We start from the raw sequence: 12,948 nt of genomic DNA on the forward strand, positions 1-12,948 counted from the left end.
AATGGAAGGGTTTTGGGGAACATTGAAATGCGAGAAGTATTATCTAAACAAGTACAGTACATTTGAAGAGTTGAAGAAGGACATTGAAGACTACATACAATTTTACAATGAAAAACGACTACAAAAAAGACTAAACGGCCTCAGTCCCTTAGAATACAGGGCTAAAGCCGCCTAGTTCCGTTTTATTATTTCCACTGTCTACTTGACAGGGGGCAGTTCAATGAGCAGGCACGCACCTTTTGTTATTTTTTTGATTTTCTGTTTGCGGATCTGGATGGGTCCATTATTGTTTTTTGGATGACAAGGTTGACGAGTGACATTAATACGGCAAAGAACAGGGCCATGCCGAAGCCAGAGATTTCAAATGCGTCCCCCATTAAATAGTCCGTCAGCTCCAGTGTGATGGCGTTGATGACAAACAGGAACAATCCCATCGTCAACACCGTTACAGGCAAGGTAAACAAAATCAGCAGCGGACGCACTAACACATTTAAGATGGATAATAGAATGCTCGCCTGAAGTGCAGCCCAAAACCCTGTCAGGTAAAAGCTTTCATGAAAATATCCGGCAAGTGCCATAAATAAAACTGCATTAATCAAACATCCAATTAACCATCTCATGTTTCAAAACTCCCATTTTTATGTTCGGCAGACTGTTTTTCCTCGAAAAAGTCTGCTTCTCCGCTATTCAAATGCTTTCTGAACCGTAATCGAGCCTGATTTGGAATCTGCGTATATTTTTAACATTTTATCAGGATGATTGACAGATTGGAAGCGCAGCGATTTTTGAATCATTTCGCTCTTTTCCTCAAGAATCTGCACGCCTACAAGATTGAGGTGGAAGCCGCCCAAGTTGGTCTTCAGCTCTCCATCGACCGGCGTTCCCTCTGGAACATACAATTCAATTGGACCGGTCGTGGTCTTGGCGTGGACCCACTCGCTGCGGTTGCCCTTTAACAGCACACTGATATTTCCGTTGAACGACTGGGTATCGACCTTTTTAAAATCGCCATCAACCTTAATTGCGCCATTGATGGTCTCCGCCTCAAGCTCATCGAACTGGCCATGCTTCAGATTAATTTTCCCGTTGGCCGTTTCGACCTCGGCCTTATTGCCAATCACATGCTCGAGTTTAATTTTTCCATTGCCTGTTTTCACTCGCAGGTCGGCGACATTCAACTTGCCGCCAGTGACAGAACCATTAAAGATGCGCACCCTAACTTTTTCGTACTGCACTTTCGGTACAAACATCACGGCCTCTACCTTCATCCACTTTTGCTGGGTGAAAAAGCGCAGTTTCCCGCCTTCAACAGCAAAGGTTACATCCCGTAAAAAGTTTTGTCGGGCTTGGTCCTGATTTTCGACCCGATACACCTTGGCCTGGCATTCAACACGGACATCCGGCTGGTCCCAGGCAACGACGTTCACTGAGCCATTGGCCAAATCAATATCGATATTGTTCAGCTCCGCATTGCCATGTTGAAAAATGTGGGAAATGTCCACTGATTGCCCGAAATTCAAATCAAGGTCGAGTTCCTTGATTTTTTTCAATGCGGAATCGACAAATTCAAAAATCTTTTCCTTTGTGGACTGATACTTGGCGTAGGCCGCGTCGTCCTTTTTCGCTTCCTCAAACTGAACCGCGGTGGATAGCTCGTTGATAATATCCGCCTGCTTCTGTTCCATATTTTTTTGATCCTTTTGCAGTTCATCAAGCAGCCTTAACGCTTCATCCACTGACAGTTTTCCCTCTTCAACCATGGTTAGTATCCGCTTGCGTTCCTCTTTCATTTTTTCCACCCTCAATAAATTTTATTTGTCCTACTAAAAACCTATTCAGCTATGAGCACCTTTACGCCTTTTATAATGTTCCAAATGACTACAATAATGGAGACAAGAACCATCAGAATGACAGTAATAATGGTAAAAACAGGTACTTCTGCTTCCATGCTGGCAAATTCATAAACTAGTGAAAAAATTAATAGCGGTACCGTAATCAATGGGATTAAATGCGACAGCAGCGCGCTTTTGGCGTGTTTCTTCGTTATTTCATCTCCAGAAGCGATCAGTACAACTAGCGGAAAAATAAACCCCGCGAAAAAAATACTAAAATAGCACAAACTGGAAAGAACTTTTCTCGATTCCATCACTATCACCTCTTCCCATACATACGAAATGAACGCGGCGAAAGTTTCGTTTTTTAAAACAGCTGGAAACCCAAATTATAAATCGGCCCGAAAAGTACTGTCAGGAAAAACCGTGTCGTGCTTACCCCGGTATTACAAAATTGTCTCAATTTTAAGACGGGTTTGAGAGGTGGTTGGTTACACTACTCTGGGGATTACGCTGAAATTGGTCTCGTTTTCGCCGAACCGAGTGCATTATTCGCCAAGTTGAAGCGGATATTCGCCGAACTATCTCCAAGGGACAAAAAAACTGCCAGCCCGCAAACAGGGCCAACAGTTCTTCAACATTATGATTTTATCGTGCTTTTTTCCTCGACCTGCTGCTGCATCCGCAACCGGTCGCGCTCGAGAATCGGCTTTAGGTATTTACCGGTATATGACTCGGAAACTTCAGCGACTTTTTCTGGCGTGCCGGTGGCCACAATCGTGCCGCCTTTATCGCCGCCCTCAGGTCCAAGGTCGATAATGTAATCAGCAGCCTTGATGACATCAAGGTTGTGCTCGATTACTAGGACAGTGTCGCCGTTTTCGACCAACCGTTGCAGCACAACAAGCAATCTGGAAATATCGTCAACATGGAGTCCGGTTGTTGGTTCATCCAAAATGTAGAACGTCTTTCCGTTGGAGCGTTTGTGCAGCTCAGAAGCTAGCTTCACCCGCTGTGCCTCCCCGCCCGACAATGTTGTCGCCGGCTGGCCAAGCTTGACGTACCCTAAACCGACATCATAAATCGTCTGTAGTTTACGGCTAATTTTTGGATGGTTTTCGAAAAACTTAACCGCGTCCTCAACTGTCATATCAAGGACATCGGCTATATTTTTTCCTTTGTACTTTACTTCGAGCGTTTCACGGTTATAGCGTTTGCCGTGACACACTTCACAAGGAACATAGACATCCGGCAAAAAGTGCATTTCAATTTTTATAATCCCGTCACCGCGGCAGGCTTCACACCGGCCACCCTTGACGTTAAAGCTGAAACGTCCCTTTTTGTAACCGCGAACCTTTGCTTCATTCGTCGACGAAAACACGTCGCGGACATCGTCAAACACACCGGTATAAGTGGCCGGATTGGAGCGCGGCGTCCTACCGATTGGCGACTGGTCAATATCAATGACTTTATCCAAATAATCGATACCCTTAATACTCTTATGCTGCCCCGGTTTTGTTTTCGCACGGTTCAGCTTTTGCGCCAACGATTTAAGAAGGATTTCATTAATCAGGGTACTTTTACCGGAACCGGATACACCGGTTACCGCGATGAACATGCCAAGCGGAAGCTTGATATTGACATTTTTTAAATTATTTTCAGCAGCACCCTTAATTTCAACAAAGCGTCCATCCGGCTTGCGTCGCTCCAAAGGCAGCGGAATAAACTTTTTTCCGGACAGGTAGTGACCTGTAAGCGAGTTAGGGTCAGCCATTACCTCTGCAGGTGTCCCTGCAGAAACTACTTCCCCGCCGTGAACTCCTGCACCGGGACCGATATCAATTAAGTAATCCGCCGCCAGCATCGTATCTTCATCGTGCTCGACGACAATCAAGGTGTTGCCGATGTCACGCATATGTTGCAGGGTGTCGATCAAACGATCATTATCGCGCTGGTGAAGACCGATGGATGGTTCGTCCAGAATGTAAAGTACCCCGGTTAACCGTGAGCCAATTTGCGTAGCTAGGCGAATCCGCTGAGCCTCGCCGCCGGAAAGCGTTCCGGCCGTGCGGCTCAAGGTCAAGTAATCTAGTCCCACATTAACAAGGAACCCCAGCCTTTCATTGATTTCTCGTAAAATCAATCTGGCAATCTGCTCTTCTTTTTCCGAAAGCTGTAAACCTAAGAAAAATGCTTGGGCCTCTTCGATGGAAAGGTCTGTCACATGAGCGATATGCTGTCCGTTAATCAGTACTGCCAACGTTTCCTTTTTCAATCGGAAACCTTTACAGGCTGGGCACGCCTGTTGCCCCATGTATTTTTCCATTTGCTCGCGGATGTAATCGGAGCTTGTATCTTTATAGCGACGCTCGACATTGCGAACGACGCCTTCAAATTCGATATAGCCTTCGCGGATTTGGCCCCAATCATTTTCATACTTAAAATAAATTTTTTCACTGCCTGAGCCGTAGAGTATTTTCTCAAGATGATGTTCCGGGATATCCTTAACGGGGATATCCATGTCCACGCCGTAATGATTGCAAACCGCCTCTAGCAGCTGTGGGTAATATTGCGAACTAGTCGGCTCCCACGGTGCAATGGCATGCTGCTTTAGAGTTAAATCCTTATTAGGGATGACAAGGTCGACATCAACCTCGAGTTTCGAACCGAGACCATCACATTCCGGACAGGCACCAAACGGGCTATTGAATGAAAACATCCGCGGCTCAAGTTCACCTATGGAAAAACCGCAGTGAGGACAGGAATGATCTTCGCTGAACAGCAACTCTTCCTCACCAATAACATCGATAATCACTTTTCCTTCGCCCAGACCTAGTGCTGTTTCAAGCGAATCAGCTACCCGAGCCGCAACCCCGTCTTTGACAACAATCCGGTCGACAACTACTTCAATAGTATGTTTTTTATTTTTATCAAGCTCAATATCGTCACCAAGGTCAAGCATTTCTCCATCAACGCGAACACGGACAAAACCTTGTTTTTTAATATCTTCGAATACCTTGATGTGCTGGCCTTTTCGTCCGGAGACGACAGGAGCAAGAATTTGCATTTTGGTCCGCTCTGGATATTCAAGAATTCGGTCGACCATCTGTTCAATGGTCTGTGAAGAGATCTCGATACCATGATTCGGACAGGTAGGATGGCCTATACGCGCAAATAATAATCTCAGGTAATCATAGATTTCAGTCACCGTACCGACGGTTGAGCGCGGGTTCCGGCTCGTAGTTTTTTGGTCAATTGATATCGCCGGGGATAACCCTTCAATCGAATCTACGTCAGGTTTATCCATTTGGCCGAGGAACTGGCGCGCGTAAGCCGACAGCGATTCGACATACCGGCGCTGTCCTTCTGCATAAATCGTATCGAACGCGAGTGAGGACTTTCCTGATCCGGAAAGTCCTGTCACGACAACAAGCTTATCTCGCGGTATAGTAACATCAATATTTTTCAAATTGTGGGCTCTGGCGCCTTTCACAATCAATTTTTCCATCGCCATTTGTTCATTTTCCTTCCACTTTTAAAAAGTTTTTGGACGAAGGACAGCACTGCTTATCCTTCGGCCTTCAATTCTAAAATTAAATCTCGGAGCTCGGCAGCGCGCTCGAAATCAAGTGCTTTGGCGGCGTCCTTCATTTCTTTTTCCATATTGGCAATTAACTTATCTTTTTCCTTCTTGGACATGGCGGCAAACGATGCTGCTGGTTTGTAATCTTCGGCCTCCTCGGCGGCATGGGTGGCACGGATGACATCGCGGATTCCCTTCTGAATCGTTTGAGGGGTAATCCCATGCTTCTCATTATACTCCTCTTGAATCGTACGACGCCGTTTTGTCTCGCTGATCGCCAGCTCCATCGAGTTGGTCATCCGGTCCGCATACATGATGACATGGCCGTTGGCATTCCTTGCTGCCCGGCCGATGGTCTGAATCAGCGAACGTTCCGAACGGAGGAAGCCCTCTTTGTCGGCGTCTAAAATCGTCACGAGAGAAACCTCCGGAATATCAAGGCCTTCTCGCAGCAGGTTAATCCCGACAAGGACGTCATATTTACCAAGACGAAGCTCGCGGATGATTTCAATCCGCTCGAGCGTTTTGACCTCAGAATGCAAGTATTGGACCTTGATGCCGATTTCCTTAAGGTAATCCGTAAGGTCTTCGGACATTTTTTTCGTTAGGGTTGTAACCAGGACGCGTTCATTGCGTTTAACCCGCTCCTGAATCTCGCCAATGAGGTCATCAATCTGGCCTTCAATCGGCCTGACATCAATGGTCGGATCAAGCAATCCTGTCGGCCGGATGATTTGCTGAACCATTTCCGGTGTGTGTTCGAGTTCATAGGGCCCAGGTGTTGCCGAGACAAATACAATATTTCGAATATGCTTCTCAAACTCATCGAACGTCAGAGGACGGTTATCGAGTGCCGACGGTAGACGGAAGCCGTGCTCGACAAGGACTTCCTTCCGCGCCTTGTCGCCGTTAAACATACCGCGAATCTGCGGCAGGGTCACGTGCGACTCATCAATCACAATCAGGAAATCATCCGGGAAATAGTCGAGCAGGGTATACGGTGTCGAGCCTGCCGGCCTTAGGGTCAAATGGCGCGAATAGTTCTCGATACCGGAGCAGAAACCCATTTCGCGCATCATTTCCAGGTCATAGCGGGTGCGCTGCTCCAAGCGCTGGGCTTCGAGCAATTTGTTATTTTCACGGAGAACGGCCAAGCGTTCCTCGAGTTCTTTTTCAATATTTTCAATGGCCACGCGCATCTTCTCTTCGCGGGTTACGAAGTGGGAAGCCGGGAATACGGCCACATGCTCGCGTTCGCCGATAATTTCGCCTGTAAGGGCGTCGACCTCACGGATCCGATCGATTTCATCACCGAAAAACTCCACCCTTAGACAATGCTCATCACGGGAAACAGGAAATATCTCGACAACATCGCCGCGAACACGGAAAGTCCCACGCTTAAAATCAATGTCATTCCGCTCATATTGGATATCAACCAGACGGTGTAAGAGCTGATTGCGCTCAATTTCCATTCCAGTTCTAAGTGAGACCACCATCTCGCTGTATTCTTCCGGCGAACCGAGGCCATAGATGCAGGAAACGCTGGCGATGATAATGACGTCCTTGCGCTCAAACAACGAGGAGGTCGCAGAGTGGCGCAGCTTATCAATTTCATCATTGATACTGGCGTCTTTTTCGATGAAGGTGTCTGTCGACGGAACATAGGCTTCGGGCTGATAGTAGTCGTAGTAGCTGACAAAGTACTCGACAGCGTTATTCGGGAAAAACTCCTTGAACTCGCTGTAGAGCTGGCCGGCGAGTGTCTTGTTATGGGCGATAATCAGGGTTGGTTTGTTTACTTCTTTAATGACATTGGAGATTGTAAACGTCTTCCCCGTACCTGTTGCACCAAGCAGGGTTTGATACCGTTTGTTCTGATGAATGCCATTCACCAGCTGCTTAATCGCCTCAGGCTGATCCCCCTGCGGCGAGTAATTGGAGACTAATTCGAATTGATCCATTATCCTGGTTCCCTCCCGTTCCACAAAATCAATACTACCATTTTACCACAATCCCCCTAATACAAACCAATAATATGCGAACTAATATTCGATTTTCCGTTTATTTTCTTAATTCAACATGAAAAAACCAGCCCCAAAGTGTTTGGGACTGGCCAATTCGCATAGTCATAGTGTTAATGTCGCTAATGGTGTCAGGCACCACTCGTGGACACTGTCCACCCCAGATGGACAATGATTAGTACAACAGGAACTTCTTACGAACGTCCATGAATTTGTCCAATTCAGGCTGCCATTGTTTTTTCATTTCTTCTATAGATTTGCCAGCTTCGATACCGTCACGGATCCAGCCGTTTCCGACGAGCAGGTCGAAGTGGGATACTCCCTTGCTGTCACGCGCACGGAACTTAAAGTCGTTCGGATACATGTCATGGATAGTTTTTACGATGTGCAATCCGGTTTCGAACGGTTTAAAGGCATTGCGATTGGTGACATGGATCTGGATTCCATGGTTTAACTGGTTTACGTTCTTTGAAGTTGTCGGGATGAACGAGGCGGAACGGAACTTTACCCCTGGCAGGTTCAAAGAGTTCAGCTTTGCAGCCAGCTCATCTCCATCTATGAAAGGTGCCCCGATTAGTTCAAACGGTCTTGTAGTCCCGCGGCCTTCAGAGACGTTATCGGCACCTTCAATTAAGGCAGCACCCGTATAAACAAGAGCTGTATCCAACGTAGGCATGTTTGGTGACGGCATGACAAAATGCAATGGGGTGTCATCGTAATACATGCTTCGGTTCCAGCCTTCCATTTTAACAACGGTTAAATCAGCGCCGATGCCAAATTCCTTATTAAATAACTTTGCTAACTCTCCTACTGTCATCCCATGGCGGACGGGAATGGCATATTTGCCCACAAACGAAGAGTACTTACTTTCCAAAATTGGGCCTTCTACCTTTGCACCGCTAACTGGATTCGGGCGGTCGAGAACGATGAACGGAATATTTTGCTCCTTAGCTGCTTCCATAGCTAATGCCATGGTGTAAATGTATGTGTAAAAACGTGCACCAACATCCTGAATATCAAATACCAATACATCGACATTACTTAACATTTCGGGTGAAGGTTTTTGCGTTTTTCCATAAAGGCTGTAAACAGGCAAGCCTGTTTTTTCATCCACATAGGATTCTACATATGCCCCAGCTGGTGCGCTGCCGCGGACGCCATGCTCAGGACCGTATAAAGCCGTAAGCTCAAAATTTTTATTATTATAAAATAAATCTACGATACTATTCAAATCTTGGTCTACACCAGTCGGGTTGGTAATCAAGCCGACACGCTTTCCTTTGAGCAAATTGATTTTGTCTTTTAATAACACTTCCACACCTAAACGGAGCTTTTTATTGTTTTTCTCCTTGTCGTTCTTGGCAATCGCAGCTGTCACTGTTGAAAGCACCAGCAGCAGCGTAATAATCCCTGTAATCCACTTCTTCACACAAATTCCTCCCCGCTTTTTTTGGAAAAATAAAAGCCTTTATCTTTGGGGAATAGCCGCCAATATCGACTATTCCCAATGAAACTTGGAATTCTTAATACCTTAATCCGTGATCAAAACCGTATAAGACGCTGCCGTCATGGTTGTAAATCGTTACTGGAAGTTTTCCAGTCGGACTATTTTTACCGAAAATGGTGTTAGCAGATGCTTCAAAACTTGCCGGTCTGTATCCATACTGTACAAGTGCTGCATCTACAGTCTGATAGGACATCACATCATACGGATTTCTAATTCCCACCGCAATAACTGGCGCATCGAGTTCAGTGATGAGCTGATTTGTCATCAGCATTTGTCCGGCACTTGGCGCTCTACCGCCAACGCTGGAAGTGTATGTTCCAACAATGATGTATTTTGCATCTCTTATTTGATCCAACTGTGCTGCCGTCAGTTTGGTCTGCGTATTAATATAAGTCACATTCTGATGATGCTTTTTCACTTCAGCCAACAAAGAGTCCACATAAAATCCGCTATAACCGACAACCGCAATTTTATCTTCAGCTGCTGCCTTCAACGGAAGAACGCCGTTATTTTTCACTAGCGTAATCGATTTCTCTGCTGCTTCTTTTTCGATTGCTCTATGTTCAGGTGAACCTACAACCTGAAGGGCATTGGCTACCTTTTCATCCAAGCTCACTTCTTTCTCAGCTTTTACAATGCTTCTATTTAATTTCAATGTTAAAATGCGTTCAACTGACTTTTCTACTCTTTCAATTGAAATTTCACCAGTATTAACCTTGTCATAGAGTCCATTAGCCACTGCTTCAATTCCAACAGGCATTAATAGAATATCGGCTCCAGCCTGGACGGCCCGAATAGCTGCATCAACCGGACCAAAGTGTGTCGTAATCGCACCCATATTCATCGCATCGGTAACGATGACACCGTTAAAGCCCATCTCTTCACGCATAAGCTCCGTTAACACCTTGTAAGAAAGCGTAGCCGGAACAGCAATTTCGCTGCCGTCCATTTTCGAAATCGCCTTTGTGTTATCGATTTTCGGGAAGGTAACGTGAGCGGTCATAATTGCATCAATACCTGCATCCATCGCTTTTTGGAATGGATATAGCTCTACTTTCTTGAGACGTACTTTATCATGTGGTACTTCATTTAATCCAATATGCGAGTCAACTGCTGTATCACCATGGCCAGGGAAATGCTTTGCTGTTGCCGCAGTTCCTGTTCCATGAAGCCCTTTAATATAGGCATTACCCAGCTTTGCCACTAATTCCGGGTCTTCACCAAATGAACGAACGCCGATAACCGGGTTGTCAGGATTATTATTGACATCCAAAACCGGACCAAAATTCATATTGATGCCCTGCGCTTTAAGCTCTTCACCAATTGCTTTGCCGACTTTCTCCGCCAGTGCCTCGGAACGTGCTGCCCCTAATGCCATGTTTCCTGCAAAATCAGTACCTGTTTGCAGACGCGTGACAATTCCGCCTTCTTGGTCAATCGAGATTAGCAGACCGTATTTTTCGGCTGCATCTTGATAAGCACTTACGAGTTTAGTTGTTTGGTCAGCATTTACCGTGTTTTCGCGGAACAAAATGACGCCGCCAAGATGATAGTCTTTAACAACCTGGGCAATTTCGTCATTCATGACGGTGACATTTTTGCCCTGCCAGCTTCGGAAGTCCGGCATCAACATTTGCCCTATTTTTTCTTCCATCGTCATGTGCTTGATAGCGTGGCCAATTAGGTCATAGCGTTTCCCTTTTTCTTTTTCGACAAGGATTTGTCCTTGGTTGCCTTTGAATTGAATAGCAATCCGATCGGTGTATTTACCGTCACTTACCGAGATGAATGTTTTTCCGTTATGGCCTGATAGTGTGACCAGCCCTTCTTTAACGGACGCCACATTCTTGTTTGAGGATTTCCAAGTGACATCGGATGCCTTCATGAATGGGCCGTCCTCATAGACATGCAGAGCATTCAGCTGAATTTGGTTATCCTGCACTTCTCGTTTTACCTGCGGAACGTTCAGATCAATGACCAAATCCTTGATTCCTGTGGCTGCTGTTGCCCCTGATACCGGGATCCCGGTTACCAATAACACTAGAGCCAAAGCCGAAACCATCATCATTTTGAAAAATTTACGCATGCTTTCTCCTCCTCGATTTTGAATTTCCTTAGATGTGTATGAATCGCCAATAGAAAGCCACAAACGCTAATAGAAACTAAATACTCGGCAATAGGGTGGATTTTTTCACCACCACTTTGATTTTAGAAAATTAATAATCTCTCAATTCCCAATCATTGCTTTTAAATTGCAGTCTCTTGTTATCAAGAATTGGATTCAGTACATACCAGCCGCGACCGTTGTATAAGGTGTCTGTTTTATAAACAAAACGTAATTTTGATGCTTCTTTCGGGACGGTGAGCTCCTGGTGTTCCCAGCCTTTGCTGATGCCGTTAAACGCGGCGAGTCTTTGCCACGCCCCATCCTTATAGACCTCGACATAGCCGTAATCTGACTGATACTCTGTCATATACCAAGTCGCAAACGTCAGCTTAGCATCTTTATTCAAGGAAATATCACTTTCCATGACCTTGTCCTGCTTGTCGCCATAGCCGGCAAACCATGCTGATGCCCTGCCTGGAATCGACACTGGAATCGAATCGGCGACCTGTCTCGCAAACAATCTTCTCGGTTCGTTTATCGATCCCATATTTCTGCTCGGATGTACTCGATTCGTCAGCAAAATGGCTATCGTTTTGTTGTTCGGGCTGACCACAATCGATGTTCCAGTATACCCGGTATGGCCAAATGAATACGTTCCTTCTGATAACGCATCCATGTACCACGCCTGGCCTAACTCCCAGCCAAGTCCGTGATCATTGCCCGGGAACGCTTCATTTTGGTTTTCCAGTAAAAGTTTTACCGTTTCCGGTTTCATAATAGCCTTGCCGGCATACTTACCATTATTAATAAATACATGTGCCAGCTTTGCCAAATCCTCTGCTGTCGAGAACACACCGGCATGGCCGGCAACCCCGTCCAATGACCAGGCGTTTTTGTCATGAACCTCGCCCCAGACAAGTCCGCGATTAGGAACAGCTTGATATTCTGTCGCCGCAATCCGGTTTTTCAAGGAGGCCGGTGGATTGTACATCGTATCCTTCATTTTCAGCGGATCAGTAATATGTTTCTTTACAAATTCATCCTGGCGCTGCCCTGATAGACGTTCAATCAATGCTCCTATTGTAATCATGTTCAAATCGCTGTACTCATAACCGGTTCCTGGCGCCCTTTTTAGCCCTTGTTTAAAAACTAAACCGATGCGGTCTTCACGGGATGTCCCTTGTGAGTAAAGCGGAATCCAGGACGTAAATCCGGACGTATGCGTCAACAACTGGCGGATGGTGACGTTCTCCTTCCCATTGGCGGCGAATTCCGGAATATACTTGGCAACCGGATCATCGAGCTGGAATAATCCTTGCTCATAGAGCTGCATCACAGCTACTGAGGTGAAAATTTTGCTGATGGAGGCCAAATCGAAAATAGTGCCCTCTTTCATCGGCACCGGTTTTTCCATTTCGGTAAATTGGCCGTCTACATACTGGGCGGCATTTCCATAGGCCGTATGCTTGACGATTTTTCCGCTGCGGGCAACAAAGGCCACCGCTCCTGGGAACAGTTTATCCGAAATATACTTGTTGATGATTGGATCGATTTGCTTTAGAGGTGCCTCGACCATTCCGGCTCCTCTGGCCGAACTTGGGTGCAGGACAGGCGTTACTGGTATGACGTTTGAGTTCCATGTAAAAGCTGGGTGCGGTTTCTGTGATGGGGATTTTTTCTCTGCATTTTCAAGCGAAGGAACAACGGCCGAATCATTACTGGCGGCTGCAGTGGTTGTTCCTAAAAAAACAGTGCAAATGGCGGAAATCATCAGCTTACTTCTTTTCATAAATCCTCCTTTTTCCAAATGGATTTCGACTGTAAGCGTTTGCTGTTTAGCGTAAACACTTAGAATCTTTATTTCAAACATACGAAAAAAGTGGTATAGTCGTCTATAC

General features: G+C 45.9%; 9 protein-coding genes. 1 reads left to right on the forward strand and 8 read right to left on the reverse strand.

Annotation, left to right across the window (positions count from 1 at the left end):
* On the forward strand, positions 1-175 hold a 175-nt coding region (locus M3234_RS00005; protein ID WP_262303536.1), incomplete at its 5' end, for an IS3 family transposase.
* Between the two features lie 67 nt (positions 176-242).
* Here M3234_RS00005 and M3234_RS00010 read toward each other — a convergent pair.
* The 8 genes from M3234_RS00010 to M3234_RS00045 form a co-directional block, all read right to left on the reverse strand.
* Positions 243-620: a phage holin family protein gene (locus M3234_RS00010; RefSeq protein WP_262302710.1), complete on the reverse strand. Its 378-nt coding sequence runs from the start codon at positions 618-620 to the stop codon at positions 243-245.
* A gap of 63 nt (positions 621-683) precedes the next feature.
* A complete protein-coding gene (locus M3234_RS00015; protein ID WP_262302711.1) occupies positions 684-1,790 on the reverse strand; it encodes a DUF4097 family beta strand repeat-containing protein in 1,107 nt (368 codons plus the stop codon).
* 41 nt (positions 1,791-1,831) lie between these two features.
* Complete coding sequence (locus tag M3234_RS00020) at positions 1,832-2,146, reverse strand: DUF4870 domain-containing protein (RefSeq protein ID WP_262302712.1); 315 nt, start codon at positions 2,144-2,146, stop codon at positions 1,832-1,834.
* Positions 2,147-2,472: 326 nt separating this feature from the next.
* Positions 2,473-5,346, reverse strand: a complete 2,874-nt coding sequence (gene uvrA / locus M3234_RS00025) for an excinuclease ABC subunit UvrA (RefSeq protein WP_262302713.1) — start codon at positions 5,344-5,346, stop codon at positions 2,473-2,475.
* 53 nt (positions 5,347-5,399) lie between these two features.
* Positions 5,400-7,379: an excinuclease ABC subunit UvrB gene (gene uvrB / locus M3234_RS00030; RefSeq protein ID WP_262303537.1), complete on the reverse strand. Its 1,980-nt coding sequence runs from the start codon at positions 7,377-7,379 to the stop codon at positions 5,400-5,402.
* Between the two features lie 232 nt (positions 7,380-7,611).
* Positions 7,612-8,865 carry an exo-beta-N-acetylmuramidase NamZ family protein gene (locus M3234_RS00035; protein ID WP_262302714.1) on the reverse strand — a complete coding sequence of 418 codons (1,254 nt, stop codon included), beginning with the start codon at positions 8,863-8,865 and terminating at the stop codon, positions 7,612-7,614.
* 94 nt (positions 8,866-8,959) lie between these two features.
* Positions 8,960-11,029, reverse strand: a complete 2,070-nt coding sequence (locus tag M3234_RS00040) for a glycoside hydrolase family 3 protein (protein WP_262302715.1) — start codon at positions 11,027-11,029, stop codon at positions 8,960-8,962.
* Positions 11,030-11,159: 130 nt separating this feature from the next.
* Positions 11,160-12,839: a serine hydrolase domain-containing protein gene (locus tag M3234_RS00045; RefSeq protein WP_262302716.1), complete on the reverse strand. Its 1,680-nt coding sequence runs from the start codon at positions 12,837-12,839 to the stop codon at positions 11,160-11,162.
* Positions 12,840-12,948: the final 109 nt, after the last annotated feature.

The sequence above is a fragment of the Neobacillus niacini genome, from assembly GCF_023715785.1.
Lineage (GTDB): Bacteria > Bacillota > Bacilli > Bacillales > Cytobacillaceae > Neobacillus > Neobacillus niacini_E.